We start from the raw sequence: 18583 nt of genomic DNA, 5'->3' as shown, positions 1-18583 counted from the left end.
GTGTTTTTCGATTCATTCTCAGGCAATATACTATGGCAAACAGGGGAAATGCAAACTTCTTCTCCATTCCCACATGAAGATATTTTAGGTCGTATTGATTATGTAGATTTAGAATATGGAACTATGAAATACAATGAACAATATTTAGAGAGTATTGACCGTAAGACACGTAAGCCAGTATTCAAACCAATTCAACGTGAATTAACACCACAAGAACTATTAGAACAAAAGTTAAAAGAAATTGAAGAATTAAAGAAACAATTAGAAGGGAATGGTAAGTAATGACAGGTAATGTTTCATATGAAAACTTGTCAGATTCTTTAAAACAGAAGCTTACAGAATCAAATGTTGATATAGTAAATGATTTAATAACAGGTGGAGCAGATAAGGCGCTTTCTGCTGAAATGGGTAAAGTATTAAATGATAAAAATCCAGAGTATGGTGTAGAGCGTATCAATGCAAACCATGCAATTAGACGTTTTCCAGTGTTTAATGATTGGGCTAATAATACAAATAGAGAATTATTACGATTTCAATTTCCAGACACTATGATGGTTGGTAGAATAACAGTTAGATACTCATCTAAAATCTATGTAACAAACAATGGTGGTACGGCTGAAATACAATATGATGTTGCTAGACGTAATGTTGGACAAACTGGAGTTAATGCAACATCCAACTTAATAGATATAACTAAAGACTTTGCAAATATGTTTTATGTGATTAACGGTTTAAGTTCTCCCAATACAGATTTTAAGCCTTATTTCACACTAGTAAAAAGGTCTGAGAAAACACCCCTATATATTGAGGTTGAATATTTAACTAACTATCCACATAATGCAGGAGACATTTTAGAACAAATGGAATTATTGTTAGTAAGTACTGATAATGCACCTGCTAACCCTGCCTCCCATCCATTTCAAATAGGTGCTTTAGAAAAAGCTAAGGATGCTATCACACGCTCAATCGGTGGAGGTACTTATTACATTAATCCCACAACAGGCGATGACTTTACAGGTGAAGTTGGTAATACAGCTAAGAAGTTCAAGACTATACAAGCAGCATTAGATAAAATACCAAAATTTTTAGATGGTAATTATATGATTATATTAGACAAAGGTACTTATAATGAATATGTTCGTATAGATGGGTTTGTAGGAAGTAGTGAAATAGAAATTAGAGGTGCAAGTACTAAGGCTGAATCTGTAGGTTATAAACTCATGGGTGTGCATATGCGTGGGTGTGTTGTTAAAATAACATTATATGGAATTAATTTTTATGGTGGTAACAATCTACCTATAAGTGCAAAAAGATGTTCTCATGTTCAATGTTCTGCAAGTATTATGCCAGATAGTTCAATCTATTCAGGTGTAGTAGCAGAAGCTTCTTTTGTAAACATTTCAAGTTGCACTATAGCAAATAAAGTAAATGCTATAGAAGCTTCTGACATGTCTACTGTTTATGTTGGGTATTGTGATGGTTCAGGCAATAATACTGTATTTAAAGCTTCATGGGGTGCAACTATAGTGAAAAATAGTGTATCTATCACAGGCTCGCAGAATGAAAATATATTAAATGGTGGTTTAGTTAGATAATAAATAAGGAAGGAGAATTAGATGATATACGTAACAAACGGCAATGAATCAGAACCTTTGGTATATCTATCTAGTTTCGAAATGAAGCAAGAGATTAAGGGAGATTTTAGTATCTCCTTTAATTCTGTTAATGATGAAAAGAATGTTGGTCATTCTATATTAACAGAAGAGTCTATAGTTACAGTAGATGACTATGACTATAGAGTTAAGCAGATGAAAGAAACTAGGACAGGTAAACAAGTGACAGCTCTATCAACTTACTTTGATTTGATAGATACTAGACGTAATGATATATATGGCGGTACTCGCACATTCAATGAGTTCCTAAATTACCTATTTAAAGATACAGGTTGGAGAACTTCAACTGACTTCAATGAATCACGCTTTATTGAAAACTTTGGAGAGAATAATATAGTAGCCTTAACGAATGCTTTATGTCAGGTATTCGAATGTGAGTTTGAAATTAGAAAGAACAATCTAATCCATTTCTCTAAGAAGATAGGTGGAGACTATGATGCTCAATATAGATACGGACATAATGTACAAGCATTATCTAAGAATGTTGATACAACTAAGCTTAAGACTTATATAGAAGGTTACGGACATATTGATGAACAAAACGGAGGTCAAGTATTTGTTTCTTATCTATCACCTAATGCCGATAAGTTTGGTAAACGTGAAGCTGACCCAGTACATGACGACAGATACACTAGTCCAAATGAATTACTAGACCACTTGAAATCAGTACTAACAGATGAACCAGAAATGACATTCGAAATGGACTCAATAGAATTGTTAGATAAAGAGTTAGGTGAACGTGTGTGGCTTATCTATGAGCCTCTAGACATTGAACTACAAACACGTATACTTTCTCAGTCTAAGGGGTTCGTAAATGGTCAGTTGAGAACGGTTAAAGTAACACTAGGTAACAGCTTACCTAAAACAACTACTGATATCTTAATCTCACAAAAAGTAGAAATAGACGAGAATAAGAAGATTACACGCTCTAAATTTGAACAAACTAATGACCGAATTAGCATGGCTGTAGAAACTATTGGTGAATCTATTGCCGAACTTGAGCTGACGGATAAGGAAATCAGAGCAGAAGTAAAAGACAACAAGGATAGTATCAGTAAGTTAACCGTTAAAGCAGAAGGAATCGAAGCTAATGTTTCTGATAATAAAAAGAATATCGCAAACCTCACAATACGAGCAGACAGAGTTGAATCTAATGTATCTGGTCTAGATAGTAGAATGGGGCAAGCAGAATCAAGTATTGTTCAAACTAATAACAGAATCACTCTTGAAACAAGAGGAGATAATTTAATCAGTAATATTAACGTAGCCCCAGGGAATGTATCTATTAATGCGGATAAGATTGATTTAAATGGTGCAGTTATTGCTAACGGTACTATTACAGGTCGTTCCAGTATTAGTATTGCTACAGACGCAACAGTAGGCAATAATTTATATCTAGGGCAAAGTGGTGGTGAAAAGTCGGTATGGTTCGGGAGTGGTGCTACTATTAGCTACAATGGTAGTTACATGAATCTATCTTCACCTAATGTCAGATTAGATGGCAACTATAATGAAATAAATGGTTATAACACTATATACGGCACATTAAATGTTCCTTCTACTACAAATATTGTCGGTGTAGTAAGAGCAGAGTCGTCTGGTATTGGATTATCTTATTCAAAGGGCAATTTATATGTAAAAGTAAACGGCTCAACAGTGGGGCGAGTAGAATTGACCTAAAGGATGGAGAAAATAAAAATGAAATACTTATTACAATTAAACAATCAAATGAGCTTCGGTGATTTAGTTGTAAACAAGCACATTGTTATTGGTATTTTTCCAATAAAAGAAGAACAAACAAATAAATAAAGGACTGACCCGATGTGCTTATATGTGTATCGGTTTTTTTAATGGTGAAAAAATGGGAGTATTAGAATTTATTATAGCAGTCTTAACAATCATTTCAGTTGTTGTGGGCGGTCTGGTTGCTATATGGAAGATTATGAACGGTGTCGATAGCACTATGTTAAATCTAAACAACAGCGTCGATAGACTAAACGAGCATCTGGAAGAGGTTAAGCTTGACCAAAAAGAAATACGAGAAAAAGTATTTGAACACACTGTTGAGATTGAGAAGCATGATATACGACTAAAAACAATTGAAGAAAAAGTTAAATAAATGGATAAAAGGAGGTGCTGTAGTGAAAAGAAGGATAGTAGAACAGTTAGCAAAGCTATTAGAAATACGCAATATTATCGCCTTAAGTGTGTCTATGCTATTTGTAGTCTTATCTCTAAGTGGCGTATTGCAAGTAGATTTCATTCAGTCAATTATCATGGCTGTAGTTATTTTCTTTTTTGCTAAAGGGAGTTCCTATGATGAAACTAGGAAGTATCCAGAAGATGAAAAAAGTTATAGACAATGATTTACGACAAAAGGAATCGAAATAACTTGATTAACCTTAATTGACATGAAAATTGAAATAACATCTTTATGCATTAGTATAGTAATGGTAAGATGGTATCATTATACAGAAAAGGATGTTGGTTAATTATGAAGAAAATATTAACGGGGATTTTCGTATTAGGTTTATCACTATTTACAATCTCTTCTGCAAAGGCGGATGTACTAATACCAGATAGAAATGGTGTATTTGAAAAGTATAATGAACATATCAGTGAGTATGGCGATATTTATAGATACGTTGTTTATGAAACAACATACGACAAGGAGTACTCTGAAAAATATCAGAAGGATCACGACATTTTAAGTACAATTTATGCATTTGAGAGCAAGGTGTATCGTGATGGTAAGGAGGTAGACTCATTCTATCTCTATTTGAATCCACTAGCTATGAAGCATGCAGGTCATCCAGATAAACCAATTGACGGTGATACTTATTTACTTGTTAGTGATAATAAGAAGCATAAGCTTACAAAAGTAATCAATCCTAACCCAAGTGAAGAAATCAAAGAAGAGCCTAAGAAGAAATTCAAACCAAAACCAAAACCGAAGAAATAATTTAATTGAGACTACCTCTTCGGGGGTAGTCTTTTTTATGTTTTTATTAGCTAATTGAATAGTTCTAATCTTCGCTATCAAATAAGCCATCGAAGACAGTTCCCAAGATTGCAATGGTTTTCTTTCTTTCTTCGGGTGTCATTTTATTTACTGCTCTTTGAATTGTAAGTATATCTGTGTCAGTGTTATTTTCACTTACAATGCTATAGAAATTTCTTTTTACGTCTGTGCGACCTAGTAGGTAGTCAACAGACACATTGAAATAATCTGCTACTTTTTCTAAATTAGCCCCGTTAGGAATTTTCTTTTTCCATCCATATAGAGAATTTCTACCAAAATCAAGCTTTTCTTCTAATTCAACTACAGAGATTTTTTGTTCTTCACATAATTTTTTTAATCTGTCAAACATAGTCATATCAATCATCCTCGAGGGCTTATGAACAAGTGAGTTAGCTTTTGAACTAAAAAATGTTTGACTTTTAGTTTTAAGATTAATATACTATGTTCATAAGCAAAGTTATTAACCAAAAAGACAATAGAAAAGACAACCTATAAAACACGTTATTTCGTTGGGGAACGGGTAAAGTGTAGATTTCACAGGCTTTTTAAAGTCTTATTTAGTTATGTCTTCATTCTATATCAAAGGCTAAAAATAGTCAACGAATTAGTTATTTGGCTAATTTCTTTGCTTAAAAAAGTTTGAGGCAAATAACATACCTGAAACAAAAGTAGAGAGGTTAAATAATATGATAAACGTAGCACTAGCAATGAGAACAAAAAATACAAAATTCGAGCAAGCTGAGAATATCGTTTTTATGGATACTAACAATATCATTCACACTTATAGAATAAACCATAAAGAATATGATAAGGGTTGGTTATTATTAGATATCTTATTTGACAATCTTGAAGCGTTTAAGAAAATAGAATGGTCATTCGAAAATGTAGCAAGTGTTTACTTTGAAAGCTATGATAATGAATTGTTTGGTCTTGAGCGTCTTCAATCGTTTGATGTGGTAGAAATAGTAGAGCTGTAAATTGCCTCAAAGGAGCAGTCTTTTTTATTTGAAATTCTATACACTTCTTTTTATCAGAAGTATGAGTTATAATAAAAATTACATAGATTTTATAAGAAGTGGAATAAACTAAAAAACAAATATATTACTCCCAAACATAATGACATGCATGGTTAATAACAAAATATTCTATGTATTGTTGATATTCTTAAATGTTCATGTTACAATTCTTTTTAATTAAATAATCTTATCAAGAGAAGTTGAGGGATTTGGCCCGATGACGCTTCAGCAACCTCTAACAAAAGTTAGAAAGGTGCTAATTCCAGCGAAGGATTTGTCCTTTGAGAGATAAGAGTGAACGTGGAAAACATCCTTCTCATTCTATCTCAAATGGAATGAGGGGGATTTTTTAATTTCATCGAAAAAAAGACTTTACGCAAGGCCTGTGTATGGAGACTAAGGCCAATAATGGGTTTAACAGAGAGAACTATAAGAGAGGGGAATGCAAGATGCCAATTAATATTCCAAAAAACTTACCAGCTGGAGAACATTTACGTGAGGAAAAAATCTTCATAATGGAAGAGGATAGAGCGAAAACTCAACAAATTCGTCCGTTAAATATCTTAATCTTTAATTTAATGCCAGAAAAAGAAAAAACAGAGCTGCAATTACTACGTTTATTAGGGAATACCCCGTTACAAGTGAATATTACATTTTTGAATACTGCTACTCATGAATCGAAAAATGTTAGTAAATCACATTTACAATTATTTTATACGACGTTCGATCAAATTCGTCATCGTCGCTATGATGGCATGATTATTACGGGTGCACCAGTAGAAAAAATGCCGTTTGAAGAAGTGAACTACTGGCAGGAAATTTCAGAAATTATGGAATGGTCCAAAACGAACGTAACATCGGTTCTACATATATGTTGGGGTGCACAGGCAGCGTTATACCATCATTACGGTATTGGCAAAATTGGGCTTTCTGCTAAATGCTCAGGTGTATATTCTCATGTCATTACGGATTTAACAGTGGATTTAGTACGCGGCTTTAGTGATTTGTTTACGGCACCACATTCGCGTTATACGTCTGTATCGACTGATGAAGTACGCAACCACCCTGATTTACGATTGCTCTCTTATTCAGAAGATGCTGGTGTTTTTATTGTGCAATCTAAAGACAATAAAAATATTATGATTACTGGTCACCTTGAATATGATGCGACAACTTTAGCGGATGAATATAGTCGCGATGTTGCGAAAGGATTAGATATTGATGTGCCCTTGAATTACTTCCCTAATGATGATCCAGCAAATGAACCGATTAATACGTGGCGTGCCCATACACATTTGTTATTCTCGAACTGGTTGAACTACTATGTTTATCAAGAAACACCATACGAATGGGATTTTGTTGATCAAATTGAATATCATATTTAATGCCATAGAAAAATGATGACCTTGATATTTTTGGGTCATCATTTTTTACTTTTCTCATTTCCGTTCCGGCTGGTCACTTTGTAGCTGCCGCTTTGCTTTCGCACAGAGCCTCCTGGGGGGCGTCCGATGAGCCGCTTCACTTTTGGTAATGAACCACACTGCTGTTAATTGTCTGGCGATTTTTTATTCTTATCACTGTTTGGTGTATTTCCGGTATCACTATCATTTTGTGTAGAATTGCCGGTATCGTTTTCAATTTTACTTTGAGTAGTATTTTCGGCAGTACTATTACTTGCATTTTGAGCAGAATTGTCATTGTTGCTACTACTTGTACTTTGAGAAGGATTACCACCATTGCCGTTACAATCGCTTTGAGTAGAATTATTGCTATTACTTGCATTTTGAGCAGAATTGTCATTATTGCTACTACTTGTACTTTGAGAAGGATTACCACCATTGCCGTTACAATCGCTTTGAGTAGAATTATTGTTATTACTTGCACTTTGGGCAGAACTATCATTATTGCTACTATCAGCACTTTGAGAAGCATTACCGCCACTGTCACTACTTGTACTTTGAGAAGGATTACCACCATTGCCGTTACAATCGCTTTGAGTAGAATTATTGCTATTACTTGTATTTTGAGCAGAATTGTCATTATTGCTACTACCCGCACTTTGAGAAGCGTTACCACCACTGTCACTACTTGTACTTTGAGAAGCATTCCCACCATTACCGTTACAATCACTTTGAGTAGAAGTATTGTTATTACTTGCACTTTGGGCAGAACTATCGTTATTACTACAACTAGCACTTTGAGAAGCATTCCCGCCATTGCTACTACTATTACTTTGTGTAGTATTTCCATTTTGATTTTGCGTACCGCTATTACATTGCGTATTATTTCCTTGATTACCATTGATTTTACGAATCTTAGCGACAAGTAATAATAGTAATGGCAATAAGATCATTAAAATGAATGCGAATATAGGCCATATATCTCTATTGTAAATATCTGAATGAATAATATTTGGATGAACAATTTGTGAAAGTCCAAGGATAATCATGCCGAGTGGAAAAATGAGTGGTCGATGATTTTTAATTTTACATAAGTGTGCGATCCCGATAACCGAAGCATAAAAATACATAAAAGTTCTAATAAAAATAGTGATAATCCACATGGCTGCCATAATTACTTCCATACGTTGTAAAAAGTTCCCGATTGAAATTCTTTGGGCTAATGCATAGCTAGGGAATGTCCGTGAAGCAGTATTTGCCGGGCCAAGGACAAGGATCGATAGTGTGATGATCGTAATTAAGACAATTCCTCCCAAAATTGTGCCAATGTAAAACCCTTTTTGCGCAGATTTCTGGACGTTAACTGCGGAAGGGAAAATCATTAATAATACGACAATTGGGAATGAAAAAAGACTTATAAATCGAATGATACTAAAGAATAATGATTTTTTTGGTGCTTCCATTATTGGCTGTATATTTTCAATCTGGATGGAGGGTGCAATAAAAAGGACAAAGAAAATAAAAATTAAAGTAAATATTGCAAATAGTATCTCTGCAGAACGGGCAAAAACTTCAATTCCTAAAAATGCAGCATAAATGATTATAATACTGAACAGAAATGCAAACGCCATCGTAGGTGTTTCAGGCATTATTTCCGTTTTCATGAAAATTCCAATGAAATATAATAATTCACCGGCAGAAAGTAAAGATATAAGTATAAAGCCGATTGCAGTGAATTTTCCGAAAAAACGACCTAATATTTTTTCATTAGCTTCTACAAATGTAAGGGTGGGTGTTTTATTTCCTAAAGCAACGAAAAGCTTTAATATGGGCAAACTTATAACGACACCAATAATCGCTGCAATCCATGCATCTTGCTTTGCTTCACTGGCAACACTTGCAGGGATAATTAAAATAGCTGTACCAATTGAAAAAAGAAGGGTAATGATCATAAATTGTCTTGAACTAATGATTTCTTTTTCCATCATGAACTACCCCTTTTTTCTTAACATAATATTGCCTTATTACTTAGTTAGTGAGACGATGTAATCTTTAATAGGTGAAAAAATATAAGTAATCAAATCTAGTGGGCTCGGTATTTTGACCTTTAATAAGATCGCAATATTTAATGCGGCACCAAGCAATAAAAAAATCGAAAAAATAACGATCGTTTTCGTTTCTTTATTTTTTTTTAATGTTGGAATAAAGGCAAAGGCTATAGCAGCAGAAATAATTAGTATGAATATTGCCATCATCATAGTTTATTTTCCCTCCGACTTATTCACTAATGAGTTTTCCATCGTCCCTAAGCCTTGCGTGTTGACATGTACTTCGACTTTAACTGGTAGCTCTTGAAATATGGTTAGCCAATCTTTTTTTATTTTTTTCCACTCTTTCGGATTTGTGCGATGCAGTACTTCACCAAATCCAAAAATATCGACCCGATAACTTTGCTGAACTGTACTGATTGTTTTTTCGATTCGTTTTTTAATAAGTTCTGCCGTTTTTTTATTGACGTATTGAAGCGATTTTTCTTTTGTAAGGTCTATATCACATTCAACTTCTCCGACATTTTGGTTAACATCTATAGCAACATTGATTTTGGGTGATCCATTTTTAAATTTACCTTTTATTTTTGTCTTTGAGTGTGTAATTTCAGTTGATAGAGTACCTCCCTTAGGGCAAGCAAGAGTTTCAATTGTACTTTCTATTTTGTCCTTTAAAAAACCTAGGCTTCTACTCTCATCTTCCGTTAAAAGCCCAATATATTTATCTTCTTTAAAAACTGCTAAGCCCGCGTACTTCAAGACCGCAGATGACTTTGATTTTTTAACATTCGTTTGCTCCATTCCCACACTTTTATCTCCATGAATTTCAATGGCAGACATGACTACGCTTGTTTCTTTGGTATTTAAAGTATTGATTAATTCATCTATTTTAATGGATTGGGTTGTACCCCATGTTTTCTCCGACGTTCTAAGAGAATTTAGCATTTTAATAGCTGGTACTTTTTCGATAGGTGTTAATACATTTAAAACTTCTTCGGCAGTCGCGTCATGAGCAACGATGACATCGAAATCATTTCGGAATTCATGATCTCTTGAAATTAAATCTAACGGCTTGCCAATCCCTTCTCTAGCTAATTCATCGCCGAGCACAACTATTTGAAGATGAGAAAAATAAAGTTTTCGAGCTGTTAATGTTGTCATTTTTCTTATGGCCTCAAAAACTGTTGCACCTTTTGAATGATAGGTAATAACCGGTGATCGTCCTGAAGTAGGCTGTTTGGAAGAGATTTCACCAGGAATTACAACTTGAACAGTTATGTCAAATTCATTATCTACTTTATCTATTCCTAATGCCGCGACAATTGCTAATTCATTGAGTTCGCGTTTACTCCAGCAACCACTCAAAAGTATAGAAAGAATCATTAGTAAACATAGTGCCTTACATTTTGACATAGTATATTCCTCGTTTACACATTCTTTTAATTCCTTTTTTTCGTATTAAAATATTTATGACCTCGGACAGTGTTTTTGTTACTAATTAAGCGTGGTCGAGTCAATAAAGCTCTACGCGGGAACAACACAAGTGCATCTTTTTGATCCTTTAAAATTAATGGGCCGAATGGACTTAAATATGGGACACCGAAAGTTCGTATGCTGCATAAATGTAGTAGGATGATCATCAGGCCAAACATCAAACCATATAATCCAACGATTGCTGATACAATCATTAATGGGAAACGAAGAGCACGAACTGTATTGGATAAGCCATAGGCAGGGAACAAGAAGCTACAAATGGCTGTTAAGGCTACAATAATGACCATTACGGCTGATACAACTCCTGCTTCTACAGCAGCTTGACCGATTACTAATGTTCCAACAATGGACACGGCTGGTCCAATGGTTCTTGGCATTCGAAGACCTGCTTCTCTTAATACCTCAAAGGCAATCTCCATAATGAGTGCCTCCACAACGGCAGGGAAGGGGACTCCTTCTCGTTGAGACGCAATACTGATCAGCATAGGAGTCGGTAGCATTTCTTGATGGAAGGTGGTGATTGCTACGTAAAGTGATGGTGCCACCAAGGCAAGGGCAATTCCAAAAAATCTCAAAATGCGTACAAGTGAACTGATCATCCAATGCTGATAATAATCTTCAGCAGATTGTAAAAAGGATGTAAATAATGCTGGCACAACGAGGACAAACGGTGAACCGTCCACTAAAATAGCAATTTTACCGTCTAATAGCTCACCAGCAATAACATCAGGCCGTTCAGAATTATAAATTGTAGGGAATATAGTGAATTTGTTATCTTGAATAAAATCTTCGATGTAGCCGCCTTCTAAGATACCATCAATATTAATACGATCTAATCGGGCAAGAACCTCTGCTACTATTTTCTCATTGGCAATGTCATTTATATACATAACTGCAACTTCCGTTTTTGTTACTTCACCGACAATCCGGGTCTTGATCCAAAGGTTTGGACTTTTAATTTTCCGACGGATCAGGGCCGTGTTCGTACGTAATGTTTCTGTAAATGATTCCCTAGGACCTCTAATAACCGACTCTGTGGCTGGTTCCATAACGGCTCTATCTTTTGCACCTTGTGTACTTGTCACGATACCAGTTGAAGATTCATCTAATAAGATGACCGTATCACCGTTAAAAATAGAATTGTACAGTGCTGAAAAATGGAAAATATCATTCACATCTCCGGCTGTTAAACAAGAATCTTTCAAATATCGAATAATCTTTTCTATTTCTGTATCTTGATGATCTTCAATATCAAGCATTAGTTTATCAATCACAGCATTAGAAATACTTATTTTATCGGATAAGCCATCTATATAAATGATTGCTAACGTATATTTTTCAGCTTTTCCAATTGTTATTTCTCGTATGACAAGGTCATTACTATTCCCCAGTGTGTTTTTTATCAACTTTAAATTTTGAGAAAGAGAACTATATAGTTGGTCGTTGTTTTGGGAGGTATCAGCAATTTTAGAAATAGACATGTTCTTTCCTCCTCAAGTTTTTACATAAATATAGAATGTACAACTTTGAGAGAAGATAAACTAAGGTTGGAAGTGATTTCATAGAAAAAAGCAGTGTTCCTTTCGTATAAAGAAAGGAAACACTGCTTTATTTTGTATACGTATATTTTAGTTCATCATTAGTAGCATCCACATCTACATTTAAATTGTGGTCATTGAAGAACCATAAATCTTTTTCATCAATATAGTAGGTCACATTGTCAATAACCGTCTTTACACCAATTTCGATTGGTTCTTCACGTGTCATTCCAAGAGAAAACCCTTCGTGAAAAGGACTGGAACCACCATATCTAGCATAAAAACGAATAGTATCTCCGGATTCTACTTCCATTTCTTGTTTAAACCATTGTAGGGCTTTATCTGTTAGTGTGATATTCATTAGAATGCTCCTCTCTTCGTTACAGCCATTTTACCTTTGGTTCAGTACCATTTTTAATGCGGGCAATATTTGCTCGGTGACGATACATGATAAAGGTAAATAAACAAGCTACTAAAATACCTAACGCAAAATCACCTGTAACAAAATAATAAACGATTGAATAAATAAGTGCTACTAAAGCGGCAATCATCGAAGTTAAGCTTACAATCTTCGTTATTTTTAATGTTACAACAAAAGCGATGAATAGTAAGATAAATAGAGGCCATGAATAACCTAAGAGTACACCTGCTGATGTTGCCACTGCTTTCCCACCGCGGAAACCTGCAAAGATAGGGAACATATGACCAACAACGGCTACTAGTCCAAGAATTAGCGAGTGAATGGAGACGTCAGAGAAGACAGGAAGAGCTACAAGTAATACGGCTGCTGTACCTTTTAAGACATCCATAATTGTTACGACTATTCCCGCTTTTTTTCCTAAAATACGAAATGTGTTTGTCGCACCTAAATTTCCACTTCCGTGTTCACGAATATCCGTTTTATAAAAAATTTTGCCTACCCATAATCCCGAAGGTATAGAGCCGATTAGATAAGCACATAAAATAATAAGTCCATTTAGCATAGCTGGACTCCTTTCATTCATTGATTATTACTTGGTACTAATAATATGTAATAAATATTCTACACTTTTTCTCTACAATCTACAATGACATGAAGGAGATTTCTTCGTGTATCTTGAATTCATTATAAAAGATAACTATTTTTCAAGGATTTTAATATGTATTTGATTATATGTTAGGCTTTTTGACATGATTCATGTTGGCAGCATGAAAGCCCTTTCTAAAAATATAGGTAAAAAGGCAATTTTGTCAATCATCCATTCCTTTGGTAGAATAGAAGTCTATCTTTAATTTCTAGAGTAAGTTAGTATGAATTTTCAAATAGACAAAAGGAAGCTATGAAGTACTGTATTGTATATTTTTCAGTGGATTTTCAAATGCTTCTGTATGGAAGACCAAAACCTATACCGATCGGCATCGATTTGAATGAGAGAAATGACCAGAAGTTAGCCATATGTTGTTTTATTTATGGAACTAATGTTTATGATCCTGCGTCTAGGGAATAGGATAGTTAGGAATACATAATAATGCATATATTGCAACTTTTTCTTCCGGTAACATGCTCAAAACGACAAAGCTGTGAGGAAATTTTAAAATTTTATTGGGTCTGTCACTAGCTATTGACAGGAAATGCTATTATTATTAGGAAGAGAACATAAATAGAACATGCGTTTTGTTTTTTGGAGGGGAATTTTTTGGCGAATAAACAGTCACCAAGCGTCTATAATGATGACGCCATTCAAGTATTAGAAGGATTAGAAGCGGTACGAAAACGACCCGGCATGTATATCGGTTCTACAGATGGCCGTGGACTTCATCACCTTGTATATGAAATCGTAGATAATGCGGTGGATGAAGCACTGGCTGGCTTTGGTTCTCATATCATTGTCCATATTCATAAAGATCAAAGTATCAGCGTTCGAGACTTCGGCCGTGGAATGCCAACAGGTATGCATAAGATGGGGAAACCCACTCCCGAAATTATCTTTACTGTCTTACATGCTGGTGGTAAATTCGGGCAAGGTGGCTATAAAACAAGTGGTGGCTTACATGGTGTAGGTTCTTCTGTTGTAAATGCTTTATCCACTTTTTTAGAAGTAACGATTCATCGTGACGGTAAAAAGTATCGTCAACGCTTTGAAAACGGTGGCCATCCTGTTACAACATTAGAACAAATAGGACAAACAAAACAGACAGGAACACATGTACATTTTCTACCAGATGACACAATTTTCTCTGTAACAAAATTCAATTATGATACGCTTGCAGAACGTTTAAGAGAGTCCGCATTTTTATTAAAAGGCTTGAAAATTGAGCTAATTGATGAACGCGAGGAAGGCAAAGGTGATGTTTTCTTTTATGAGAACGGCATTGAAGCTTTCGTTGCTTATTTGAATGAGGAGAAGGATGTCCTGCATCCTGTTAAGTATGTGGAAGGGATTCAAGACGATATTGAAGTAGAATTCGCCTTCCAATTCAATGATGGTTACTCAGAAACAATCCTTTCATTTGTTAATAATGTTCGTACTCGTGATGGTGGTACACATGAAACAGGTGCCAAGTCTGCGTTAACACGTGTTTTCAATGAATATGCGCGAAAAATTGGCCTATTAAAAGATAAAGATAAAAATCTTGAAGGGACAGACATTCGTGAGGGCTTAGCTGCGATTGTTTCTGTTCGTATACCAGAGCATTTACTACAATTCGAAGGTCAAACGAAAGGTAAGCTCGGAACTAGTGAGGCACGTTCAGCGGTAGATAGTGTTGTTTCGGAGCAAATTTTATATGTGCTTGAAGAAAACGCTGAATTGTCTGCATCTCTTGTGCGTAAAGCTATTCGTGCGCAGCAAGTACGTGAAGCCGCTCGTAAAGCACGGGAAGATGCACGAAACGGCAAGAAAAGCAAAAAAGGCAGTACGATTCTTTCCGGAAAATTAACACCTGCACAATCACGAAATGCGGCGAAAAACGAGCTGTATTTAGTCGAAGGGGACTCTGCAGGAGGATCTGCAAAACAAGGGCGAGATCGTACGTTCCAAGCGATTTTACCATTGCGTGGTAAAGTTATTAATACTGAAAAAGCAAAGCTTCAGGATATTATGAAAAATGAAGAGATTTCAACGATTATCCATGCTATTGGTGCTGGCGTCGGAACAGATTTCTCGGTCGAGGATGCAGCGTATGACAAAGTCGTGATTATGACCGATGCCGATACGGACGGAGCGCATATTCAAGTGTTGCTGCTAACGTTCTTCTATCGATATATGCGACCATTGATCGAAGCTGGAAAGGTATTTATCGCATTACCACCGCTTTATAAAATATCAAGAGGCACTGGTAAAAAAGAAGTGATTGAATATGCTTGGACCGAAAATGATTTACAAACGGCCATTAAAAAAGTTGGAAAGGGTTACATATTACAGCGCTATAAAGGTCTTGGTGAGATGAATGCTGACCAGCTGTGGGATACGACGATGAACCCTGATACGCGTACATTAATTCGTGTAACGATTGAAGATGGTGCACGTGCTGAAAGACGTGTGACAACATTAATGGGCGATAAAGTAGAGCCACGCCGTAAATGGATCGAAGCTAATGTAGACTTCGGTATGGAGGATGATTCAAATATTTTAGAAAATGAATTCATCCAACAAGAGGAGGACCAAGCATGAGTAGTACGGAAAAGTATCAAGATTTACCTTTAGAAGAAGTAATGGGTGACCGCTTTGGTCGCTATAGTAAATATATTATTCAAGACCGCGCGTTGCCAGATGCACGTGACGGTCTTAAGCCTGTGCAACGACGTATTTTATATGCGATGTTTACAGAGGGCAATACGAACGATAAACCATTCCGTAAATCAGCCAAAACTGTCGGTAATGTTATCGGTAACTACCACCCACACGGTGACAGCTCAGTCTATGAAGCAATGGTGCGCATGAGTCAAGATTGGAAGGCGCGCCATATGTTGATTGAAATGCATGGGAATAACGGCTCTGTTGATGGTGACCCACCAGCAGCGATGCGTTATACAGAGGCAAGGCTTTCTGCTATTGCAGCGGAAATGCTCCGCGATATTGGCAAGAAAACCGTTGAATTTGTACCAAACTTTGATGATCAGGATATGGAGCCGACTGTTTTACCAGCTCGTTTCCCGAACTTATTAGTCAACGGTTCAACGGGTATTTCGGCCGGTTATGCGACCGACATTCCACCTCACGCACTTGATGAGGTACTAGACGGTGTTCTTATGCGCTTAGATAAGCCAAACTCCACTGTTGATGAATTAATGACCGTTATTAAAGGTCCTGATTTCCCAACAGGTGGGATTATTCAAGGTGTCGACGGTATTAAAAAAGCATATGAGACTGGACGCGGTAAAATTATTGTGCGCGCTCAAGCTGCCGTTGAGCCAATTAAAGGTGGCAAAGAGCAAATCGTTATTACGGAATTACCGTATGATGTCAATAAAGCAAATCTTGTGAAGAAAATCGATGAGCAGCGCGTGGATAAACGACTGGAAGGAATTGCAGAAATTCGCGATGAATCAGATCGTACTGGCCTACGTGTTGTCATTGAGCTGAAAAAAGATGTTCCAGGACAAGGGATTTTACAGTACTTGTTTAAAACAACTGATTTACAAGTAGCCTATAATTTTAATATGATTGCTATCCATAATCGTCGTCCGACAATGATGACATTGCCATTGCTATTGGATTCTTATATTGCCCATCAAAAGGAAGTCGTGACGAACCGCTCTATTTATGATTTGCAAAAAGCTAAAGATCGTTCGCATATAGTTGAAGGCTTGATAAAGGCATTGTCTATTTTAGACGAAGTCATTGCAACGATTCGTTCGTCGAATGATAAACGAGATGCAAAAACGAATTTACAGGCGAAATTTGACTTTACAGAAGTACAATCAGAGGCAATCGTTAGCTTGCAATTATACCGATTAACGAATACAGATATTACAGAGCTTCGCAATGAACAAGATGAACTAAATAAACTGATCGCCAAGCTTGAAGGGATTCTTAATAGTGAAGCAAAGCTTATACGTGTCATTAAACAAGAATTGCTCGACATTAAAAAGCGCTTTGCAGAGCCTCGTCGCTCAAAAATCGAGCAAGAAATTGAAGAAATTAAAATTACGTTAGATGTCCTTGTACCAAGTGAAGAGGTCGTAGTGACTGTTACAAAGGATGGCTATATTAAGCGAACATCTACGCGTTCACATGCAGCTTCAAACGGTCAGGATTTTGCAATGAAGGATTCCGATTATTTATTATATGAAGCAAATTTAAATACACAGCATCATCTACTGCTGTTCACAAATCGAGGCAATTATATTTATCAGCCTGTCCATGAGCTACCTGATATTCGTTGGAAGGATCTTGGTCAGCATATTTCAAGTATTGTGCCAACCGGAGAAGATGAATCTATTATTGCTGTATATGGTTTTGAAACATTCGAACAGGCCAATACGTATATTTTAACGGCTACGAAAGATGGACAAATTAAACGCTCATCTGTAGCAGATTATGCTGTAACACGCTATTCGAAGCCGATAAAAACGATGAATGTCAAGTCAGGCGATGAAATGATTTTTGCAAGTATTGTGACGGACGAGGTAGAACTAATGTTAACGACAGATACTGCCTATGCAATTCGTTTCCCAATCGAGGAATTACCAGTAACAGGTGTGAAAACAGGTGGCGTCAAAGGGATTGCACTGAAAGACGGAGAAGCATTAGTCGGCATCAATGTTTTACCGCCAGATGAAACGTCCTATGTGGCAATTGTTACGCAACGCGGTGCTGTGAAGAAAATGAATGTAGCCGAAGTAGAAATGACTAGCCGTGCAAAACGCGGCTTAAAAGTATTAACAGAGTTAAAATCGAACCCGCATCGAATCGTGGCTGTCGTAAAAGTAACAAATGAGGATCAGCTAACGATCGAGACGGAAAAAGGCGTTCAAGAAATCCTTGACGTACAAGCATTAACTCGAGCAGATCGACATTCCAATGGCTCCTTTAAAGTAGATATTGCTACAGACGGTGCCATTTCACATGTCTTCACGGTCAAAAAAGAAGAGAAATAAAATTGATTTTCTAGCCCAGCTCCTTGTGAGAGCTGGGCTTTTTTATGTAAATTGAAACTAATCAGCTTTGTGCTTTGGCTAACTTATTCAATCTAAAGATGGGAGAATTGTAGAGTGATAATAAATTGATTTATTTTTAGGCTGTTTTCTAAAAGATTGTTGCAGATAAAACATAAAAACAGAGTTAATCTACAAAATGTGTAGAATCAACTCTGTTTTATGTTTGATATTTTGCAAATGGAATATTTAACTGAAGTACCCGTTAGCCATCCATGTAGCGCAAAAACCAGCGCCACACCACAGAAAA

Annotated in this window: 17 protein-coding genes and 1 riboswitch; of the genes, 10 read left to right on the top strand and 7 right to left on the bottom strand. The window is 36.1% G+C overall.

The window, feature by feature from the left end; genetic code table 11:
* The 6 genes from B1B04_RS13105 to B1B04_RS13080 all read left to right on the top strand — a co-directional run bounded on the left by B1B04_RS13105 (position 1) and on the right by B1B04_RS13080 (position 4635).
* The gene (locus tag B1B04_RS13105; RefSeq protein WP_139376974.1) at positions 1-282 is read left to right on the top strand and encodes a hypothetical protein; all 282 of its coding nucleotides are present in this window, start codon (positions 1-3) and stop codon (positions 280-282) included.
* Positions 282-1595: a hypothetical protein gene (locus B1B04_RS13100; protein WP_079561894.1), complete on the top strand. Its 1314-nt coding sequence runs from the start codon at positions 282-284 to the stop codon at positions 1593-1595. Before B1B04_RS13105 ends, B1B04_RS13100 begins: the two co-directional genes overlap by 1 nt.
* Before the next feature lie 21 nt (positions 1596-1616).
* A complete protein-coding gene (locus tag B1B04_RS13095) occupies positions 1617-3353 on the top strand; it encodes a phage tail spike protein (protein ID WP_079561893.1) in 1737 nt (578 codons plus the stop codon).
* Between the two features lie 181 nt (positions 3354-3534).
* The gene (locus B1B04_RS13090) at positions 3535-3792 is read left to right on the top strand and encodes a hypothetical protein (RefSeq protein WP_079561892.1); all 258 of its coding nucleotides are present in this window, start codon (positions 3535-3537) and stop codon (positions 3790-3792) included.
* Between the two features lie 22 nt (positions 3793-3814).
* Positions 3815-4039 (top strand): hypothetical protein, encoded by a 225-nt coding sequence (locus B1B04_RS13085; protein WP_079561891.1) that lies wholly within the window; start codon positions 3815-3817, stop codon positions 4037-4039.
* Between the two features lie 128 nt (positions 4040-4167).
* Positions 4168-4635 (top strand): hypothetical protein, encoded by a 468-nt coding sequence (locus B1B04_RS13080; RefSeq protein WP_079561890.1) that lies wholly within the window; start codon positions 4168-4170, stop codon positions 4633-4635.
* 64 nt (positions 4636-4699) lie between these two features.
* Here the strand turns inward: B1B04_RS13080 and B1B04_RS13075 are convergent, their stop codons facing one another.
* The gene (locus B1B04_RS13075) at positions 4700-5050 is read right to left on the bottom strand and encodes a helix-turn-helix domain-containing protein (RefSeq protein WP_079561889.1); all 351 of its coding nucleotides are present in this window, start codon (positions 5048-5050) and stop codon (positions 4700-4702) included.
* 331 nt (positions 5051-5381) lie between these two features.
* Here B1B04_RS13075 and B1B04_RS13070 point away from each other — a divergent pair, with 331 nt between their 5' ends.
* Together B1B04_RS13070 and metA are read left to right on the top strand one after the other, a co-directional pair.
* Positions 5382-5672, top strand: coding sequence for a hypothetical protein (locus tag B1B04_RS13070; RefSeq protein WP_079561888.1), 291 nt, complete (start codon positions 5382-5384; stop codon positions 5670-5672).
* Positions 5673-5895: 223 nt separating this feature from the next.
* A riboswitch (SAM riboswitch) is annotated at positions 5896-6006 on the top strand.
* A gap of 154 nt (positions 6007-6160) precedes the next feature.
* Positions 6161-7096, top strand: a complete 936-nt coding sequence (gene metA, locus B1B04_RS13065) for a homoserine O-acetyltransferase MetA (RefSeq protein WP_079561887.1) — start codon at positions 6161-6163, stop codon at positions 7094-7096.
* 164 nt (positions 7097-7260) lie between these two features.
* Here metA and B1B04_RS13060 read toward each other — a convergent pair whose 3' ends face one another.
* The 6 genes from B1B04_RS13060 to plsY form a co-directional block, all read right to left on the bottom strand.
* Positions 7261-9099, bottom strand: a complete 1839-nt coding sequence (locus B1B04_RS13060; RefSeq protein WP_079561886.1) for an endospore germination permease — start codon at positions 9097-9099, stop codon at positions 7261-7263.
* 39 nt (positions 9100-9138) lie between these two features.
* Positions 9139-9372, bottom strand: coding sequence for a hypothetical protein (locus B1B04_RS13055; RefSeq protein WP_079561885.1), 234 nt, complete (start codon positions 9370-9372; stop codon positions 9139-9141).
* A gap of 3 nt (positions 9373-9375) precedes the next feature.
* The gene (locus tag B1B04_RS13050) at positions 9376-10575 is read right to left on the bottom strand and encodes a Ger(x)C family spore germination protein (protein WP_079561884.1); all 1200 of its coding nucleotides are present in this window, start codon (positions 10573-10575) and stop codon (positions 9376-9378) included.
* A gap of 26 nt (positions 10576-10601) precedes the next feature.
* Positions 10602-12137: a spore germination protein gene (locus B1B04_RS13045; protein ID WP_079561883.1), complete on the bottom strand. Its 1536-nt coding sequence runs from the start codon at positions 12135-12137 to the stop codon at positions 10602-10604.
* A gap of 127 nt (positions 12138-12264) precedes the next feature.
* A complete protein-coding gene (locus B1B04_RS13040; protein ID WP_079561882.1) occupies positions 12265-12555 on the bottom strand; it encodes a HesB/YadR/YfhF family protein in 291 nt (96 codons plus the stop codon).
* Positions 12556-12574: 19 nt separating this feature from the next.
* Positions 12575-13177 carry a glycerol-3-phosphate 1-O-acyltransferase PlsY gene (gene plsY, locus B1B04_RS13035; protein WP_079561881.1) on the bottom strand — a complete coding sequence of 201 codons (603 nt, stop codon included), beginning with the start codon at positions 13175-13177 and terminating at the stop codon, positions 12575-12577.
* Positions 13178-13870: 693 nt separating this feature from the next.
* Here plsY and parE point away from each other — a divergent pair.
* Positions 13871-15847 carry a DNA topoisomerase IV subunit B gene (gene parE / locus B1B04_RS13030; protein WP_079561880.1) on the top strand — a complete coding sequence of 659 codons (1977 nt, stop codon included), beginning with the start codon at positions 13871-13873 and terminating at the stop codon, positions 15845-15847.
* Entirely contained in the window at positions 15844-18276 is a 2433-nt protein-coding gene (parC, locus tag B1B04_RS13025) for a DNA topoisomerase IV subunit A (protein ID WP_079561879.1), read from the top strand. Before parE ends, parC begins: the two co-directional genes overlap by 4 nt.
* Positions 18277-18583: the final 307 nt, after the last annotated feature.

The sequence above is a fragment of the Lysinibacillus sp. KCTC 33748 genome (assembly GCF_002237755.1).
GTDB lineage: Bacteria > Bacillota > Bacilli > Bacillales_A > Planococcaceae > Lysinibacillus.
This window is presented reverse-complemented; position numbering and strand designations above follow the sequence as displayed.